General features: G+C 38.0%; 16 protein-coding genes. All 16 read left to right on the top strand.

Annotation, left to right across the window (positions count from 1 at the left end; translation table 11 throughout):
• Position 1: 1 nt before the first annotated feature.
• The 16 genes from N782_RS06325 (at position 2) to N782_RS06250 (ending at position 18540) form a co-directional block, all read left to right on the top strand.
• Complete coding sequence (locus tag N782_RS06325) at positions 2 to 1027, top strand: ABC transporter permease (RefSeq protein ID WP_036817558.1); 1026 nt, start codon at positions 2 to 4, stop codon at positions 1025 to 1027.
• 370 nt (positions 1028 to 1397) lie between these two features.
• Positions 1398 to 2690 carry an EF-P 5-aminopentanol modification-associated protein YfmF gene (gene yfmF, locus N782_RS06320; RefSeq protein ID WP_036817556.1) on the top strand — a complete coding sequence of 431 codons (1293 nt, stop codon included), beginning with the start codon at positions 1398 to 1400 and terminating at the stop codon, positions 2688 to 2690.
• A complete protein-coding gene (gene yfmH / locus N782_RS06315; protein ID WP_036817554.1) occupies positions 2683 to 3972 on the top strand; it encodes an EF-P 5-aminopentanol modification-associated protein YfmH in 1290 nt (429 codons plus the stop codon). The genes yfmF and yfmH overlap by 8 nt, the downstream gene beginning before the upstream one ends.
• Positions 3973 to 3983: 11 nt before the next feature.
• A complete protein-coding gene (ymfI, locus tag N782_RS06310; protein WP_036817552.1) occupies positions 3984 to 4706 on the top strand; it encodes an elongation factor P 5-aminopentanone reductase in 723 nt (240 codons plus the stop codon).
• An 88-nt stretch (positions 4707 to 4794) separates the two neighbouring features.
• Positions 4795 to 5052, top strand: a complete 258-nt coding sequence (locus N782_RS06305; RefSeq protein ID WP_036817550.1) for a DUF3243 domain-containing protein — start codon at positions 4795 to 4797, stop codon at positions 5050 to 5052.
• A 1274-nt stretch (positions 5053 to 6326) separates the two neighbouring features.
• Positions 6327 to 7118 carry a DUF3388 domain-containing protein gene (locus N782_RS06300; protein ID WP_036817549.1) on the top strand — a complete coding sequence of 264 codons (792 nt, stop codon included), beginning with the start codon at positions 6327 to 6329 and terminating at the stop codon, positions 7116 to 7118.
• An 18-nt stretch (positions 7119 to 7136) separates the two neighbouring features.
• The gene (locus N782_RS06295) at positions 7137 to 8135 is read left to right on the top strand and encodes a helix-turn-helix domain-containing protein (protein ID WP_036817545.1); all 999 of its coding nucleotides are present in this window, start codon (positions 7137 to 7139) and stop codon (positions 8133 to 8135) included.
• An 81-nt stretch (positions 8136 to 8216) separates the two neighbouring features.
• Positions 8217 to 8795 (top strand): CDP-diacylglycerol--glycerol-3-phosphate 3-phosphatidyltransferase, encoded by a 579-nt coding sequence (gene pgsA / locus N782_RS06290; protein ID WP_036817543.1) that lies wholly within the window; start codon positions 8217 to 8219, stop codon positions 8793 to 8795.
• Positions 8795 to 10045, top strand: a complete 1251-nt coding sequence (locus N782_RS06285; RefSeq protein WP_036817542.1) for a competence/damage-inducible protein A — start codon at positions 8795 to 8797, stop codon at positions 10043 to 10045. The genes pgsA and N782_RS06285 overlap by 1 nt, the downstream gene beginning before the upstream one ends.
• A gap of 163 nt (positions 10046 to 10208) precedes the next feature.
• Positions 10209 to 11243 carry a recombinase RecA gene (gene recA, locus N782_RS06280; RefSeq protein ID WP_036817541.1) on the top strand — a complete coding sequence of 345 codons (1035 nt, stop codon included), beginning with the start codon at positions 10209 to 10211 and terminating at the stop codon, positions 11241 to 11243.
• Positions 11244 to 11458: 215 nt separating this feature from the next.
• The gene (gene rny, locus N782_RS06275) at positions 11459 to 13018 is read left to right on the top strand and encodes a ribonuclease Y (protein ID WP_036817540.1); all 1560 of its coding nucleotides are present in this window, start codon (positions 11459 to 11461) and stop codon (positions 13016 to 13018) included.
• Between the two features lie 125 nt (positions 13019 to 13143).
• Positions 13144 to 13941: a TIGR00282 family metallophosphoesterase gene (locus tag N782_RS06270; RefSeq protein WP_036817539.1), complete on the top strand. Its 798-nt coding sequence runs from the start codon at positions 13144 to 13146 to the stop codon at positions 13939 to 13941.
• 112 nt (positions 13942 to 14053) lie between these two features.
• Complete coding sequence (locus N782_RS06265; protein WP_036817537.1) at positions 14054 to 14314, top strand: stage V sporulation protein S; 261 nt, start codon at positions 14054 to 14056, stop codon at positions 14312 to 14314.
• Between the two features lie 264 nt (positions 14315 to 14578).
• Entirely contained in the window at positions 14579 to 15502 is a 924-nt protein-coding gene (locus tag N782_RS06260; protein ID WP_036817536.1) for a dipeptidase, read from the top strand.
• 429 nt (positions 15503 to 15931) lie between these two features.
• On the top strand, positions 15932 to 17674 hold the full coding sequence (locus tag N782_RS06255) for a 2-oxoacid:acceptor oxidoreductase subunit alpha (RefSeq protein WP_036817534.1): 1743 nt from the start codon (positions 15932 to 15934) through the stop codon (positions 17672 to 17674).
• Entirely contained in the window at positions 17674 to 18540 is an 867-nt protein-coding gene (locus N782_RS06250) for a 2-oxoacid:ferredoxin oxidoreductase subunit beta (RefSeq protein WP_036817533.1), read from the top strand. Before N782_RS06255 ends, N782_RS06250 begins: the two co-directional genes overlap by 1 nt.
• Positions 18541 to 18740: the final 200 nt, after the last annotated feature.

Raw genomic sequence — 18740 nt, 5'->3', positions numbered from 1 at the left:
AATGGGTATTATTGATATTTTACAATCCATTATCCCTGCCGCTATTTTCTTTGCTGCACCTCTTATCTTCACAGCTCTTGGTGGTGTGTTTAGTGAGCGTTCTGGGGTAGTGAATATAGGCTTAGAGGGGCTTATGGTTATGGGTGCCTTTGTTGCGATTGTATCAAACTTAACACTAGCTGGTCCGCTACAAAGTTTAGACGTGTGGTTTGATCAATCTGCACCTGGATTTCTAAGCTGGCTTGGTATCATTCAATTCGGGAATTTAACCCCCTGGGTAGCTATAATAATAGCTATAATAATTTCAGCCATCTTTTCTTTAGTACATGCTGTAGCATCTGTTTCTTTTCGTGCAGATCAAGTTGTAAGCGGCGTTGCCTTGAACTTCCTTGCGCTTGGTGTATCTTTATTCTTAGTAAATCAATGGTATGGAAAAGGACAAACTGATATGGTAGAAAAACCATTCTATACCGCAGACCTTTGGTTGCTAAGCGATATTCCAGTCATTGGTCCTATGTTCTTCACGGGGTATAGAACTTCTTATATTGCTATTCTATTAGCATTTCTAGTTTGGTTTATCATTTATAAGACACCTTTTGGATTACGTTTGCGTTCTGTAGGAGAACACCCAATGGCTTCTGATACGAATGGTATTAACGTAAGTCGTATGCGCTATATTGGTGTTATGTTATCCGGTGCGTTTGGTGGACTTGGTGGAGCCGTTTATGCCTTGACGATTGCTATGAATTTTTCCCATGCAACGATAAGTGGACAAGGCTTTATGGCGCTAGCAGCAATGATTTTTGGTAAATGGCATCCCTTAGGAGCTATGGGAGCAGCATTGTTCTTTGGTTTTGCCCAAAGTCTGAGTGTAGTGAGCAGTACGATACCATTGCTTCAAAATGTTCCACAAGTGTACTTACTCATAGCACCTTATGTATTAACAATCTTAGCACTAGCAGGGTTCATTGGTCGCGCTGATGCACCAAAAGCAATTGGAACTCCTTACATTAAAGGAAGTCGTTAATGTAGAAATTGTTAAGAAAGGATTTCTCGTATTTTTAAGGGATATCCTTTCTTTTTTTGTATATACCATACTTACATAATAATGATAAGACGGTGTCTTCCCTAAATACTGACTACACTCAATACGTATTCGTATTTTGTATTTGTTGGAGCATTAACTTTGGTTATAGGACAATAACGGTTTTCTTTATAAATATTAAAGGAATTTATAAATCCTCGTGGAATAAGTTTAGAAAGTAGTAGTTCATTTAAAATTCGCATAACACTTAAAAAAACGATACAATGGAAAAATACATATTTAATTGGATAGTTTTTCTTCTTTTAAGAAATGCTATGTTAAAAGAAGTATGTGATTTTAAGGAGGAAAAGGTATGTCACGTGTGATGGAAAAGAAGTATGAAGGACAAGGATATGATTTACATATCATACCAAGTAATAAATATAAGACAAATACAATTGCTGTAAAATTTAAAGCTCCCTTAGAAAGGGATTCAATTACAAAAAGGGCATTGCTCCCTTATGTACTACAACAAGCTACTGAGCAATACCCAACAGCACGCTCTTTTCGTACAGCTCTAGATGAATTATATGGAGCTGTTCTTAGTGTTGATGCTTCCAAAAAAGGGGAACACCATGTCATGACGTTCCGAATGGAAGTTGCAAACGATGACTTTCTATCAAACCAAACAGACTTATTGAAAAAAGGTATGAAGATGATGGAGGAGATTATCTTTCATCCTAAGGTTGAAAATGGCGGATTAGAAGAGAGTGTTATTGATCGGGAAAAACAAACGTTAACTCAAAAAATCCGTTCCTTAAAAGATGACAAAATGAGTTATGCTAATACTCGTTTGTTAGATGAAATGTGTGAAGATGAAGCGTATCGTTTTCACGTGCATGGATATGAAGAGGATCTCTCAAGTATTACAAGTACTAGTCTTTATGAGTATTATCAGTACATGCTTAATAAAGATAAAATGGATATATATATATTAGGTCAATTTGATGAAGCAGAAGTGGAATCTATTGTCCAAGAAAGTTTTACTCGAAAAGATGCTCTACCGAATGCTAAAGTCCAGTCTGGTAAGCAACAAGGACCGGAAGAGCCAAAAGAGATTGTAGAGAAACAAAATGTCCAACAGGGTAAATTACATTTAGGATATCGTACAAGTATCCAATTCGGTGATGATGACTATTATGCCTTACAAGTATTCAATGGATTATTTGGAGGATTTCCTTCGTCTAAGCTATTTATGAACGTACGTGAAAAACATAGCTTAGCCTACTATGCAGCATCTAGATTTGAAAGTCATAAAGGATTATTGCTTGTATTCAGTGGAATTGATCCAAATGATTATAATCAAGCAAAAGACATTATAATGAAGCAAATGGATGCTATGAAGCAAGGGGAATTTGAAGAAGAGGAAGTAGCCGAAACGAGAAGCTTAATTGTGAATCAACTATTAGAAACAATGGATAATCAACATGGTTTAATCGAAGTACTATATCATCAAGTAATCTCAGGTGCATTTATTAACCCAGATCAAATGATTGAAGAAGTTAAAAAGGTAACAAAAGAGGATGTATTACGAGTTGCTGAAAAAATTCAGTTAGATACTACGTACTTCCTGACGAAACAAGAGGGAGGGGACCATCATGAATAAAAAACAATACGATCAAATTCAAGAAACACTATATACAAAGACATTAGATAATGGTTTAGAGGTCTTCCTTTTACCAAAACAAGAAATGGCTAAGACTTTTTCTATCTTCACAACAGAGTATGGCTCTATCGACCAAACATTCACTCCACTTGGTGAGAACGAGCAAGTAAGTGTACCTGAAGGAATTGCTCACTTCTTAGAGCATAAGTTATTTGAAAAAGAGGATCGAGATGTTTTTCATGATTTCACAAAGCAAGGAGCTTCAGCGAATGCATTTACATCGTTCACTAGCACTGCCTATTTATTCTCAGGTACTAGTAATATCGATGAGAACGTAAAGACCTTACTTGATTTTGTGCAGGATCCTTACTTTTCTGATGAGTCTGTTGAAAAAGAAAAAGGGATAATATCTCAAGAGATACGTATGTATGATGATCAACCCGATTGGAGATCTTTCTTTGGTACCATCCAAAGCTTGTTTGAAAATCACCCTGTTAAAGTAGATATCGCAGGTACAGTTGATTCTATCCAAGACATTACAAAAGAAGATCTTTACACGTGTTATCACACATTCTATCACCCTTCCAATATGACCTTTTTTATGGCAGGGAATTTTGATCCAGAACATATGATGAAACTAATTGAAGAAAATCAAAACGCTAAAGAGTTTGCTCCAAAAGATGATATTAAGCGTTCTTATCCCGAAGAACCTAAGACCGTTGCAGAGAAACATAAAGTCATTGAAATGCCTGTTTCTGTAGCGAAGTGTATGGTTGGTGTGAAAGAGGATACAGAGCATCTAACTTCAGAGAATTTCTTAAAAACAGATATGATAAAAAGTATGGTATTAGACCATTTCTTCTCTAAAAGTGGAGAATTTTACGAGAAGCTCTATAAGGAAGATTTAATCGACGACAGTTTCTCGTTTGAAACACATTTAGATAAGACGTTTGGGTTTACCATATTAGGTGGGAATACGCGCGAGCCTGAAAAATTCCAAACTCGTGTCAAAGAAATGCTTCATGAACTAAAGGAGCGTTCTTTAACGGATGAAGAATTTGATCGTATGAAGAAGAAACGCATCGGACAATTCCTACGTTCCATGAACTCGTTAGAATTTATTGCAACCACATTCGTTCATTATCGTCATTTAGGATTAGACCTCTTCGAAGTACTTCCTGTTATTGAACAGTTAACGAAACAAGATGTCATCGATCATTTGCAAGAATGGATTGATGAAGAACGAATCGCTGTTTGTGAAATTCGACCAGTTGAAGAATAAGAGGTAGAAGTATGCAAAGCGTATGTTTAATTGTTGGTGCAAGTGGTGCGATTGGACAGTCCATTGCGAAGAAATTTTCTGAAAAAGGATACAGCTTAATCCTTCACTACCAACAAAATGAGAAAGCTATTTCCGATTTGAGTGTAGAGTTACCTGAAAAATCTATTCTACAAATCATACAAGCGGATTTAAGTACTCCAAGTGGAATTGAAGGGTTCTGTGAGAAGCTTACATTACCTATTGAAGTAGTCATATTTGCAGGTGGGAAGAACCTATATAAACTGTACCAAGATGTAACAAATCAAGATATGGATGAAATGTATCATCTTCATGTTAAAACCCCATGGGTAGTAACAAAGCATCTTCTCCCTTCCATGATACAAAGAAAATCAGGACATATTGTTCTGATTTCTTCCATTTGGGGAGAGGTAGGGGCGAGCTGTGAAGTGATTTATTCTTCTGTGAAAGGTGCACAGGATAGCTTTGTAAAAGCTCTTGCTAAAGAAGTAGCACCTTCAGGTATTCAAGTGAATGGTATTCGCCCTGGCTATATTGATACTAAGATGAACAATCATATACATGAAACAGAACGAGATTCTATACAAGAAGAGATTCCTTTAGGAAGATTTGGTACACCAGAAGAGGTTGCAGCACTAGCAAGTTTTTTAACTTCAAGGGATGCTTCCTATATTCAAGGTCAGCTCATTAATGTCAATGGAGCGTGGAGCGGTTAACTATGCAAAAGTTTTCCTTATTGATGTATAAAAGACAACAAGCTATCAAAAGATAACATTGTAAGTTGTTCAATAAGGAGGAAATCAAATGTCTGTATTAGATAACTTTGAATCCTGGAAAGACTTTTTGGGAGATCGACTTCATCAAGCTCAAGGTGACGGAATGAATGACCAAACTGTTTCGAACCTTGCCTATGAAGTAGGAGAGTACTTAGCAACACAAGTGGATGCTAAAAACGATCAAGAAGCTGTCCTTCGTGATTTATGGAACGTTGCATCAGAAGAAGAGCAACACATGATTGCAAACATGATGGTGAAATTGGTCCAAAACGAAGGTACAAAATAAACAAGAGGGGATTCATTCCCCTCTTGTTTATTTTTTGTGCTTTTTAATTTAGTTTTAAGTAGTTCATTCAAGTATCGAAACATTATTTTGAAGACTTGGGTGCGAGATATTATTGGGGAGGGAGTGGTTCCGATACATAAAAAGGGTTAGGGATGGGTGGGAAACGGCTCGTGTCCTGCTGCCCTACACGACGTAGGATAGTTCAACGTTGTCACGTTCTTAGTTGAACCTCCCCTAAATCACAGCTACCTTCGGGGAAATGCACCCTCAGGGGATCTCGCCGACCTCTTTCTCCCGCGGGAGTCTCCCCATTTCCCACCCATACCTGCCGAAGTTTTGTAATCGGACATGCACAAATAAGTAGGAAATTTGCTAACGGTCATACTGAAGGTGTCTATTTACTCTGGATAAGTTTGAGTCTCATTCAAACTCACTCCAATTTCATGGTTATTAGGTTAAAAAATAGGTATATCACTCTAAAAAAAGCCTAATTATGGGGTTGCTTTGACCATTATTAACTCCAAAAATTATATCGGTGGATGGTTTCCACAGTTAATAGACAGCTTCATACTGTACCTTATTTTCAGTAAAAACCTCTTTTGGAGAGGTTAACGGACATATAGTATCTTATTTGTGAAAAAACACACTACTTTAAGGTGATTTAGGCTAAATAGCGTACTGGATGTCCGTTACGAATGCAAAATAGCCTTTAAATCGAGGAATAAGAGACTAAATGTCCGCATAGCATCACTTAGTGTCATGTACTATTCCTTTCTTCGTGAAAACCAATATCCAGAACGTCCCACTCTAGCCTGGCGATGTTTCCGTTAAACCACATGCACGCAAAGATGGGCCGGGAAATGGCGAGACTCCCGCGGAAAAACGGATGTGTCGAGACCCCACAGGGCCACATTTTGGCCCGAGGAGACTCGACCGTTCGTCCGCAGGAAAGCGAGCTATTTCCCGGCTCATCTATTCTCTCATTAAAGCAACGGAAACATCTATCCACCCATAATATCTCGAATCCAAGTATTCAAGATAATGGGGCGATAATGGAACTAAGATAGCAATATCTAACAAACGGTTGTTTTTATAGACTTCTTTTAGGGTATGTGCTTATAAAGTGATTGGGATAAGATTAAATTTTTTGGAAATTCGTTGCACAAACCCTGATATTGTCCTTTTATAATAAATGAAAATCATTTATTATGGTAATAGTATGTATTCATATTTTCCTTTACCATCGCACCTGTTAAAGAGAAAGGAGTTGTGATATGGATAGAAAGGAATGGTATTTAGAATACGAAATCCAGAACAACCGTCCTGGATTGTTAGGAGATATTTCCTCTTTACTAGGAATGCTTTCCATCAATATTGTCACGATCAATGGGGTGGAAGATTCTAGGAGAGGTATGCTGTTGTTATGCAAGAATGATGAGCAAATCAATCGGTTGAAATCGATACTAGTAACGATGGAAACCATAAGTCTTACTAAATTTCGACGCCCTAAGCTTAGGGATCGTTTAGCCGTTCGACATGGTCGGTATATACATAGTGATATTGATGACAAAAAGACCTTTCGTTTTGTTCGTGAAGATTTAGGTTTACTTGTTGATTTTATGGCAGAGTTATTTAAGAAAGAAGGTCATAAACTGATTGGTATCCGTGGAATGCCTCGGGTTGGTAAAACAGAATCTATTGTAGCAGCAAGCGTTTCTGCGAATAAAAGATGGTTATTCGTGTCAAGTACATTATTAAAACAGACCATTAGAAGCCAATTAATTGAGGATGAGTATTCTCCTGATACGCTCTATATATTAGATGGTATTGTGTCCACCAAAAGGGCAAATGAGCGACATTGGCAACTTGTTAGAGAAATTATGAGACTACCGGCGACAAAAGTGGTTGAACACCCAGACATGTTTGTTCGAACCACTGAATACAAATTAGATGACTTTGACTACATTATTGAATTGCGCAATAGTGATGATGAAGAAATAACTTACGAAACAGTTGACAAGCCAGAATTCGAACAAGATGAGGGCTTTTCCATGTTTGACTTTTAAAATGGATGGTGTTAAAAAATGGAAATCGGGTCTCGATTAAAAGAAGCACGGGAAGCCAAAAATTTATCGTTGGAAGATATCCAAAAAGAAACAAAGATTCAAACAAGGTACCTTCAAGCAATTGAAAAAGGCAACTTTGGAATCATGCCAGGTAAATTTTACACCCGAGCTTTTATAAAACAGTATGCGGAAGCAGTAGGGCTAGATCCTGAAGCATTAATGGAAGAGCATAAAGGCGAATTACCTTCTTCCAGTGAAGAAGAATATGTACAATACACAAGGTTGCAACGTCATAAGGACGAAACTTCCAACAAAGGTTCAGCTGTCATGTCCTTTTTCCCTAAATTCATTATTGCGTTAATGATTATTGGTATTGTAGTGGTAGCCTACGTATTTACTCAAAAAGCATTAACCGGTAATGATCAGGATGGTACACAGGACGAACAAGAAGCTGGAGATGAAGTATCATATCAGAAAAATGATAGTGATAGTAATGAAGATGGTGCTAATGCGAACGATGACGCTTCTACTGATGAGCAGGATAATGAAGGCGGAAGTGATCAGGCTAAGGAGTCCGATAGCGAAGAAGGACAGAATAACGATGAGTCTGAAAAAACTAGTGAAGAGACTGATGGAGAAAATCAAGAGGAAGCTACTCCTTCTAGTTCATTGAATCTGGTAGAAAAAGGAAGTGGATCTACTCCTCAATCTACCTTCGAATTAACGAATGCAGAGAGCGTTAAGGTTACCTTTGAATCAACAGGTGGTGCCCAAGCGAAGAGTTATCTCCAAGTGGAAAATGGAAAAGGTAAAGCATATTTTGCTCAAAATGTTACACCTTCTAATTCACCACAAGAGTTTGATTTATCTAGTGAAGACCGAATTTATATAAAAGTTGGCTCAGCGCCAAGCTTAAATATAAAAGTTAATGGTGAAAGACTAGAATATCCTGTTGATCCAAATGAATATGTATTTCAAAAAATATGGATTAATGTGAAGAAGAAATCAGAAGAATAAACACAACGAAAGAGTCATCTGTCTAAGGTGGCTCTTTTGACTTCAAGAGTAAGAAAACTTAATGTAAAGGATGACACGAACATGAACATTCCGAATCGGATTACAATATCTAGGATCTTATTGATACCCATCATTATTATTCTTTTGTCTGTCCCTTTTCAATGGGGAGCTTATGATATTGGTGGACAATCATTACCTATTTCGCATTTAATAGCAGCTGTCTTATTTATTATTGCTTCTACTACAGATTGGGTTGATGGATATTATGCTAGACGTTTTAATTTAGTAACCAATCTTGGTAAGTTTTTAGATCCATTAGCAGATAAGTTGTTGGTATCTGCAGCATTGATTTCACTTGTAGAATTAGGCGCAGCACCCGCGTGGATTGTTATCCTAATCATTAGCCGGGAATTCGCAGTTACAGGGTTACGTCTTGTGGCAGTAGGAGAGGGAATTGTACTAGCAGCAAGTCAAATGGGTAAACTAAAAACCACCATTCAGATTGTCGCGACTTCTGCTCTCTTGCTACACAATTTTCCGTTTTCCTATGTGTCATTTCCATTTGCAACATTAACACTATATGCTGCAATGATAATAACCGTTATTTCCGGAGTAGAGTATTTCATAAAAAACTGGCATGTTATGAGGGGGTCTAAATAATGAAAAATGAGTTGAATGCAGAATTAATTTCAGTGGGTACAGAGCTATTGTTAGGCCAAATTGTTAATACGAATGCGCAATGGTTATCTGAGGAACTTGCTAATATGGGGATTAATGTATTCTATCATGGTGTTGTCGGAGATAATGAAAATCGATTATACCAGACATTCAAGCAGGCACATGAACGTTCTGATTTGGTGATTGTTACAGGAGGATTAGGTCCTACAGATGATGATGTTACGAGAGAAGTAGCCTCTACTATTTTGAATGCGCCTATTTATGAAGATGAAGAAGCCTTGAAGGAAATTCAAGATTATTATGATGCAAACAATCAAATAATGACACCAAATAATCGGAAACAGGCAAGGTTATTAGATGGAGCAGAGCTCTTATATAATTCAGTGGGAATGGCACCTGGTTTTGTCCTCCATAAAGAAAACACAACATGGATGTTTCTCCCAGGGGTTCCTAGAGAAATGAAGGCGATCATGGAAGAACATGGTTTTCCTTTTATTCAAGAAAAGTTGGTACCTGAACATACTATTGTCTCTCATACGTTAAAGTTTATTGGTATTGGTGAATCACAATTGGAGCATGACCTACATGACTTAATTCAAAATCAAAGTAACCCAACAATTGCACCTTTAGCTGGTGATGGTGAGAATGCGTTACGATTGACGGCGAAAGCCTCATCGAATGAGGAAGCTAAGGCGATTATTCAAGATACGGAAGATGAGATTTTGAGTAGAGTTGGGGAATATTGTTACGGGAGAGATCACGACACGATTCAAGATAAAGTATTTCAATTATTAAAAGAGAATAATGAAGTGGTAGCTTCTGCTGAAAGCTTAACAGGTGGTAAGTTTGTTGATAATTTAATATCTTTAAAAGGAGCATCATCAATTTGTAATGGTGCCATTGTTTGTTATTCGCCGGTTGTTAAACAACAAGTACTTGAAGTACCTTCATTAGTACTGGATGAACATGGAAGCGTTAGTGAAGCATGTGCCCTAACGTTAGCAGTGAATGTAACAAATAAGCTTCAATCAACAATAGGTATTAGTTTTACTGGAGTAGCAGGTCCTGAGCCTCTTGAAGGACATGAAGCAGGAACGGTTTATATAGGGGTTTACAAGGATCAGCAACAACCATTTTGTAAAAAATATCACTTCAATGGCGATCGCGAGATGATTCGTCAACGTAGTGTGAAAAAAGGATTTGAACTTTTATATCATTTATTAAAAAAATAAAATAATAGAAGAAAAGATCCCAGAAACACATTTTTCTCTAGTCAATTTATGAAAAATAAGTTATGCTAGAAGAGCAAACATGGCGAACATTTATTCGTGTTTTATTGGCAAAAGATTTAAAACAAGTTATGATAGATATAGTTAAATTTAAGGGGGAAACAATGTGAGCGATCGTAAACAAGCGCTTGATATGGCGTTGCGTCAAATAGAAAAGCAATTTGGAAAAGGTTCAATCATGAAGCTAGGAGAACACGCAGAGCAAAAAGTGAATACGGTACCTAGTGGTTCTTTAGCGTTGGATGTAGCTCTAGGAGTAGGAGGCTACCCTCGCGGACGCGTAGTAGAAATTTATGGTCCAGAGTCCTCTGGTAAGACAACAGTAGCTCTTCATGCCATTGCTGAAGCACAACGCCAAGGTGGACAAGCTGCGTTTATTGACGCGGAGCATGCTCTTGACCCGGTATATGCCCGTGCACTTGGTGTTGATATTGAAGAACTTCTTTTATCCCAACCTGATACAGGTGAGCAGGCCTTAGAAATCGCGGAAGCATTAGTTCGTAGTGGTGCAATCGATATGGTGGTTATTGATTCCGTTGCAGCACTTGTACCAAAAGCTGAGATTGAAGGAGAAATGGGAGATTCGCACGTAGGTCTTCAAGCGCGTTTAATGTCCCAAGCACTTCGTAAATTAGGTGGGGCTATTAATAAATCCAAAACAACTGCTATCTTTATCAACCAAATTCGTGAGAAAGTTGGCGTTATGTTTGGTAGTCCAGAAACAACACCTGGTGGTCGTGCATTGAAATTCTATTCTTCTGTTCGTTTAGAGGTTCGTCGTGCTGAGACCTTAAAACAAGGGAATGAAATGGTAGGAAACAAAACCAAGCTAAAAGTGGTGAAAAACAAGGTAGCACCACCTTTTAAGCAAGCGGAAGTTGATATCATGTACGGTGAAGGAATTTCCAAAGAAGGCGAATTGCTTGATATTGCTACCGATCTTGAGATGATTACGAAAAGTGGCTCTTGGTATTCCTATAACGGTGATCGTATGGGGCAAGGACGCGAAAATGCAAAGCAGTTCTTGAAGGAAAATACAGAAGTGTTTAAAGAACTCCATACGAAAGTTCGTCAACATTATGGTATGTATGAACAACCGGATGAAAGCGAAGATGAAAATAAAAATACGTTAGACGTATAAGAATATCCCCCGCCAAAATTGATTTGGTGGGGGTTTAAATTTGACCATTCCTTGACAATACTTATACTCAAGCTTAAAATTAATATGTATAATTTTCATTTTTTAACTTTATACAAAATGTTTTGACTATTTAACAATGAAAATGAAAATGGAACATCTAAGTACATGCCGACACACATGTATAGTACAAGTAAATAGCAAGAGGAGGTGAACGTATGGGAGTTATTGAAATCATCATCTCCATTTTGCTTGCCCTCGTCGGTATTGTTGTTGGTTATCTGATTCGGAAATCCATCGCAGAGGCGAAGATTTCAAGTGCAGAGGAATTGGCGAAACAGATTGTTGATGAAGGGCACCGTAATGCAGAAGCTGCAAAGAAAGAAGCCCTTTTGGAAGCAAAAGAAGAAAATCATACATTTCGTCAAGAAGCTGAAAATGAAATTCGGGAACGTCGTGCGGAGCTTCAGAAACAAGAAAGCCGTTTGATGCAAAAAGAGGAAAATTTGGATCGAAAAAGTGAAACGCAAGATAAGCGTGAACTTATGTTAGAGAAGAAAGAAGAATCACTAACGGAAAAACAACAACAAATTGAAGAAACGGAAAGCAAAGTGGAAGAAATGAGAGAGCAACAACAATCCGAGCTTGAACGCATTTCTGGTTACACAACTGACCAAGCCAAACAAGTTATCCTAGAACGTGTAGAACAAGAGGTTTCACACGAATCAGCTCTCATGATTAAAGAAGCAGAAAATCGTGCTAAAGAAGAAGCAGATAAGAAAGCGAAGAACATTCTTTCTCTTGCCCTTCAACGTTGTGCTGCTGATCATGTTGCAGAAACAACGGTTTCCGTTGTAAACTTACCTAACGATGAGATGAAAGGCCGTATCATTGGACGTGAGGGGCGTAATATTCGTACCCTTGAAACATTAACAGGTATTGATCTTATCATAGATGATACACCAGAGGCTGTTATCCTATCTGGATTTGATCCAATTAGAAGAGAGACAGCTCGTATAGCTCTTGAGAAATTAGTTCAAGATGGACGTATTCACCCTGCACGTATAGAAGAGATGGTTGAAAAATCACGTAGGGAAGTTGATGAATACATTCGTGAGGTTGGTGAACAAACTACATTTGAAGTAGGAGTTCACGGTCTGCATCCTGATTTAGTGAAAATCTTAGGTCGATTGAAATATCGTACAAGTTATGGTCAAAATGTGTTGAAACACTCAATGGAAGTTGCGTATCTATCTGGTCTTCTTGCAGCAGAGCTAGGAGAGGACGAGACACTTGCTCGTAGAGCTGGCTTACTTCACGACCTTGGTAAAGCAGTAGACCACGAAGTAGAAGGAAGTCACGTTGAGATTGGTGTTGAACTAGCAACAAAATATAAAGAGAATGATACAGTCATTAACGCAATTGCTTCTCACCATGGTGATGAGGAACCTACTTCTATTATTTCTGTCTTAGTTGCTGCAGCAGACGCTCTATCAGCAGCTAGACCTGGAGCAAGAAGTGAAACCCTTGAGAACTATATTAAGCGTTTAGAGAAGCTTGAAGAGATTTCGGAATCATATGATGGTGTTGAGAAATCCTTTGCGATTCAAGCTGGACGTGAGGTTCGAATCATGGTTAAGCCCGAAGAAATTGATGATGTTAAATCTGTACAATTAGCAAGAGATATTAGAAATCGAATAGAAGGTGAACTGGACTACCCAGGACACATAAAAGTCACTGTTGTGCGCGAGACACGAGCAGTTGAATATGCTAAATAATAAAGCGATCCTTCGGGATCGCTTTATTTTATTCTGAAAGGTAGGTATACTAAACAGAAGGTATTTTACATTTACATAACAGACACTATATATACCAACACTTTTCGATAGAGAGGAATCATATTATGAAAATTTTATTTGTAGGAGATGTAGTAGGTTCTCCCGGTAGAGATATGGTGGAGGAGTATCTACCAAAATTAAAGAAATCTTATCAACCTCATTTTACAATAATAAATGGAGAGAACGCTGCTTCAGGTAAAGGAATTAACCATAAGATCTATCAGCGCTTTCTAGAATTAGGTGCACAAGCTGTAACTTTAGGGAATCATGCTTGGGATAAAAAAGAAATTTTTGATTTTATAGATGATGCAAAACAAATGGTACGTCCAGCAAATTTTCCAGAAGGTACTCCTGGCAAAGGAATTACGTATATTAAAGACAATGGTGTAGAGTTGGCTGTTATAAATCTTCAAGGAAGAACCTTTATGCAACCTCTAGAAGACCCATTTACGAAGGCAGACGAATTAATAAAAGAAGCAAAGAAGAGAACAAACTTAATCTTTGTTGATTTTCATGCAGAAGCTACCTCAGAAAAACAGGCACTTGCTTGGTATTTAAATGGTAGAGTTAGTGCGATTGTAGGAACACATACACATGTTCAAACAGCCGATGACCGTATTCTTCCAGAAGGAACGGCTTATATAACAGATGTTGGTATGACAGGGCCGTATGATGAGATTCTAGGCACTGAAAAAGAGGCTGTTATTAAAAAATTCTTAACGAGTTTACCTGTACGTTTTGAAATTCCAAAATCGGGAAGAACACAATTAAGTGCATTCCTCGTTGATGTAGAGGCATCCTCAGGTAAAGCCACCAAAGTTGAACGTATACTTATTAATGATGATCATCCATTTTTTGGCTGATTATTTGAATATTTCAAAATATTCGTTCATAATGTGGGTAAGGGGAATAACTTCCAAATCCATGAATATAGTAGAAGTGGAATAATAATAGGATACGAAGGAGGAACTAGTCATGGAAATATTAAAAGTTTCAGCTAAATCTAACCCTAACTCAGTAGCAGGAGCACTTGCGAATGTGTTAAGAGAACGTGGCTCAGCAGAAATCCAAGCAATCGGCGCTGGTGCTTTAAACCAGGCTGTGAAAGCGGTAGCAATCGCACGAGGGTTTGTAGCACCGAGCGGAGTTGACCTTATTTGTATTCCCGCATTTACAGACATCATGATTGATGAAGAGGAACGTACTGCAATTAAATTAATTATTGAACCTAGATAAGTCCCAAACGATAAAACCTGTTTGCTAGAGTAGCAAGCAGGTTTTCTTAATGCAGAAATGATATACATAGAGTTTTCACTCGGCATTTAGCCGAGTTTTTTATAGAGTAAAGAAAGCTTAGCGCATACATGCCTAGGTCCAAGCCCCTACATCCTATGGATCTTAAGTAAATGCTTTATTGGGGAATAGGATTTGCTTAAAAACTATAGGAGATGAACAAAAGCTCGGGGCGCCCGTTTTGTAAGGGAAGGAGAAATAAGAGATATGATTATCGATAGCCATTGTGATGTACTATTAAAACTATGGGAAGACCCTAAACGTTCTTTTTATAACAGCCCTGATCTTAGAGTAAATTATAAAAAATGGATGGACAATTCAGTTAAAGTCCAATGCTTTGCTATTTTTGTTCCTGATTATGTACCTTCTTCTGAACAATATAGTGTGGCTCTAGAAATGGTTGATCTTTTTTACGAAAGAATTATCAATCCTTATCAGAATATTAAACTAATAACATGTCAACAAGATATTCTCGATTTAACACCGAATGAAACAGGAGCCCTTCTTACACTTGAAGGCTGTCATCCTATTGGAGAAGAACTTGTGAAACTAAAAACACTTATACGGCTTGGAGTAAGAGCAGTAGGTTTAACTTGGAACCAGGCAAATGCAGTATGCGATGGGATAGGTGAGGAACGAGGTGCTGGATTAAGCTCTTTCGGTGTAAAAGTTGTACATGAGCTAAATAAGCAAAGAATTTGGACTGATCTCTCTCATATATCCTACAAAGGGTTCTGGGACACAATGAAAATCGCCAAGTTCCCTATGGCTTCTCATTCAAATGCGTACACTCTTACACCACATCGAAGAAACTTAGATGATCTACAGTTAAAAGAATTAATTCGGCGTAATGCATATATTGGGATTACATATGTTGCTGATTTTCTAAGTGTTGATGGAGAGGCTTCAGTCGACGATGTAATAGAACATATTTTGTATGTCTTGTCACTTGGAGGGGAATATTCAGTGGGATTAGGTTCTGACTTTGATGGTACAGAATCAATTATTAAGCATCTGTATGATTATCAAGATTACGACTCGTTTGCGCAATTACTCAAACGAACGTTATCTCCATCTATATTCTCGAAAGTAACCCATGGAAATTTCATAGATGCTTTCTCTCGTATATAGTCACCTTTTTAGGTGGCTATTTTTTTGTCCTCTAGCGTGCAATTATAAAATTCAACGCTTGTGTATAACTAAAAAAAGTGATGAGGCCACGTCCAGCGCCCAGCGACTTGCAAACTTCCTGCCCCTTCTTACGATAAGTCAACATCGAATCGCTACCGCTCTTCGTGTTTCCTTTATCTCATACGGATTCAAGGGAAGTTCGATTAAAATCGCTACGTGACGTAGCAACATCGAACCAACCCACGTCGTGTGGGCCGCAGCATATACGTCGCTAAACAGTTCTGTATGCATTTGTTTAACTTCTATATGTTTAACGCATAATTCCTATCATATGTAGCGTATAAATGAATAAATACGAATGGTCCAAGTATTGCTTCAATAGTTGGAGGTTACTAGTTTGGGTACGTATTTAGACGAAGGGGTGTAATGATGAAAACACAACTCTCATGGAAGGTCGGAGGCCAACAAGGGGAGGGGATCGAGAGTACAGGTGAAATCTTCTCTATGGCAATGAATCGTTTAGGTTATTACTTATATGGATACCGACATTTTTCCTCACGTATTAAAGGAGGACATACCAATAATAAAATAAGAGTCTCTACAGAAAAAATCAGATCCATAACAGATGATTTAGACATACTTGTAGCATTTGATCAAGAAACAATAGATGTAAATGCTAGCGAACTGCATAACGAAGGGTTTATTCTTGCAGATTCTAAATTTACCCCTACTAAACCTGATGAAGTTAAAGCCACGCTGTTTGCTATTCCTTTTTCAGAGATTGCTAAAGAATTAGGTAATCCCGTTATGAAGAATATGGTTGCACTAGGAGCGACAGCCTCTTTATTACAACTAGATGCGGAAGCTTTTCGAGACGTAGTTCAAGGTATATTTGGCCGAAAAGGGGAAAGCGTGGTAAAGCAAAATATGCAGGCAATAAAAGAAGGAACCGATTTCTTACATTCCCAAATACCAGTTTCATACAAATCTATGAAGCTAGCGAGTGCTGATGGGTACGCGCGTATGTTTATGATAGGAAATGATGCTATAGCACTCGGCTTTTTGGCAGGTGGATGCAGGTTTATGGCAGCTTATCCTATTACACCTGCTTCTGAAATAATGGAGTATCTTATTAAGAAATTACCTGAGTTTGGTGGTACTGTTATTCAGACAGAAGATGAAATTGCTGCTGCTACAATGGCTATAGGAGCAAACTATGGAGGAGTACGTACCATTACAGCTTCCGCAGGTCCTGGGTTGTCTCTTATGATGGAGTCAATTGGACTAGCAGGAATGACAGAAACCCCGTTGGTTATTGTAGATACTCAACGAGGGGGACCAAGTACAGGTCTTCCCACAAAGCAAGAACAATCGGATTTGCTTGCTATGATCTATGGCACACACGGGGAAATACCAAAAGTTGTTATTGCTCCTAGTACTGTAGAGGAAGCATTTCATGATGCTGTGGAAGCTTTAAATGTAGCGGATGAATATCAATGTCCGGTCATATTGCTATCGGATTTACAGCTTTCTTTAGGTAAGCAATCTGTTGAGCCATTAGATTATCGTAATGTCTCCATAAGAAGAGGAAAATTAAATACGAATAAAGAGGCGGAAAATGGTTCTGAGTATAATGGTAAGCGTTATCAAGTCACTTCCGATGGTGTATCCGAGCGTGTTCTTCCAGGCACGAAGAATGGTGTATTTCATGTAACTGGAGTGGAGCATAACGAACACGGTAAACCTTCTGAATCTGCTTCTAATCGAGTGGCACAAATGGATAAACGTTTAAGAAAACTTAGCCATTTGATTGATACGTATCCTACTCCAATTTACATGAATCGAACTTGTGATGAGGCGGACGTGCTTCTTATTGGCTTTAATTCAACCAGAGGGGCACTGGAAGAGGTTCAAGTTCAATTACAACAGGATGGTTATTGTGTAAATCATGCGCATATTCGACTGATTCACCCGTTTCCAACTTCTCATTTAGTCCCACTTTTACAAGCGGCGAATAAGGTCATCGTCGTTGAAAACAATGCGACTGGTCAATTAGCCTCTATTATAAAAATGAACGCTGGTTTCCACGAAAAAATAGAGAGTATTACTAAATACGATGGTACACCTTTTTTACCAAGGGCTCTCTATCATGCGTGTAAGGAGTTGTTGTAATGGCGACATTTAAAGATTTCCGTAATAAGAATAAACCTAATTGGTGTCCTGGTTGTGGAGATTTCTCTGTGCAAGCAGCCATCCAACGCGCCGCTGCTAATATAGGATTAGAACCAGAAGAGCTTGTTGTTGTCTCGGGAATTGGTTGTTCTGGTAGAATATCAGGATACATTAATGCTTATGGGTTCCACGGTGTTCATGGTAGGGCACTTCCTTTAGCTCAAGGCGTAAAGATGGCTAATAAAGACTTAACTGTTATTGCCTCAGGTGGAGATGGGGATGGGTTTGCTATTGGTATGGGACACACAATACATGCCATAAGAAGAAATATGAATATTACCTATATTGTGATGGATAATCAAATTTATGGTTTAACTAAAGGACAAACCTCTCCTAGAAGTGATGCTGGTTTTGTTACAAAGAGTACTCCAGAGGGAGCTATTGAATCATCAGTGAACGTAATGGAGCTTGCCTTAGCATCTGGAGCTACATTCTTAGCCCAAAGTTTTTCAAGCGATGTTAAAGAATTGACAACTTTAATAGAGCAAGGTATAGAACATGATGGCTTTTCTTTTATAAATGTGTTTAGTCCTTGTGTAACCTATAATAAAGTGAATACTTATGAGTGGTTTAAACAAAAACTTGTTAAACTCTCTTCTTTTGAACACTATGATTCAACAAATAGAGCTGATGCTATGCGCGTTCTTCTGGAACATAATAGTCTAGTAACAGGGTTAATCTATCAAAATAAAGCTAAAAAGTCCTATCAGGAGTATATTCAAGGTTATGATTCAAATCCATTAAGTCAAGCAAAGTTGACTTTGTCGAAAGATGAATTCAATAAGCTTATAGAAGAATTCAAATAGGGTGACCATTTTTTATTTATAATTGAATGTAAGAAAGCCTGGAGCTGTAGCTTCCAGGCTTTCTTTTTTGAAAGCGATTTCTATGAAAAGGTCAAATGTCTATTCCATATGGACGAAACAAAAAACAATACTGGAACTATAGATGTAAATATGATTATAATAGGTGTATAGAAAAATTTATGTAATGAGGAGTGTTCACC

The organism is Pontibacillus yanchengensis Y32, assembly GCF_000770635.1.
Taxonomy (GTDB): domain Bacteria; phylum Bacillota; class Bacilli; order Bacillales; family BH030062; genus Pontibacillus; species Pontibacillus yanchengensis.
This window is presented reverse-complemented; position numbering and strand designations above follow the sequence as displayed.

Excerpts from the sequence above, each read along its gene's own strand:
- N782_RS06300 (WP_036817549.1), top strand. The coding sequence starts at position 6,327 with ATGGATAGAAAGGAATGGTATTTAGAATACGAAATCCAGAACAACCGT.
- N782_RS06250 (WP_036817533.1), top strand. The coding sequence starts at position 17,674 with ATGGCGACATTTAAAGATTTCCGTAATAAGAATAAACCTAATTGGTGT.
- N782_RS06265 (WP_036817537.1), top strand. The coding sequence starts at position 14,054 with ATGGAAATATTAAAAGTTTCAGCTAAATCTAACCCTAACTCAGTAGCA.
- yfmF (WP_036817556.1), top strand. The coding sequence starts at position 1,398 with ATGTCACGTGTGATGGAAAAGAAGTATGAAGGACAAGGATATGATTTA.
- N782_RS06285 (WP_036817542.1), top strand. The coding sequence starts at position 8,795 with ATGAAAAATGAGTTGAATGCAGAATTAATTTCAGTGGGTACAGAGCTA.
- N782_RS06270 (WP_036817539.1), top strand. The coding sequence starts at position 13,144 with ATGAAAATTTTATTTGTAGGAGATGTAGTAGGTTCTCCCGGTAGAGAT.
- N782_RS06255 (WP_036817534.1), top strand. The coding sequence starts at position 15,932 with ATGAAAACACAACTCTCATGGAAGGTCGGAGGCCAACAAGGGGAGGGG.
- N782_RS06305 (WP_036817550.1), top strand. The coding sequence starts at position 4,795 with ATGTCTGTATTAGATAACTTTGAATCCTGGAAAGACTTTTTGGGAGAT.
- rny (WP_036817540.1), top strand. The coding sequence starts at position 11,459 with ATGGGAGTTATTGAAATCATCATCTCCATTTTGCTTGCCCTCGTCGGT.
- N782_RS06260 (WP_036817536.1), top strand. The coding sequence starts at position 14,579 with ATGATTATCGATAGCCATTGTGATGTACTATTAAAACTATGGGAAGAC.
- pgsA (WP_036817543.1), top strand. The coding sequence starts at position 8,217 with ATGAACATTCCGAATCGGATTACAATATCTAGGATCTTATTGATACCC.
- N782_RS06295 (WP_036817545.1), top strand. The coding sequence starts at position 7,137 with ATGGAAATCGGGTCTCGATTAAAAGAAGCACGGGAAGCCAAAAATTTA.
- ymfI (WP_036817552.1), top strand. The coding sequence starts at position 3,984 with ATGCAAAGCGTATGTTTAATTGTTGGTGCAAGTGGTGCGATTGGACAG.
- N782_RS06325 (WP_036817558.1), top strand. The coding sequence starts at position 2 with ATGGGTATTATTGATATTTTACAATCCATTATCCCTGCCGCTATTTTC.
- yfmH (WP_036817554.1), top strand. The coding sequence starts at position 2,683 with ATGAATAAAAAACAATACGATCAAATTCAAGAAACACTATATACAAAG.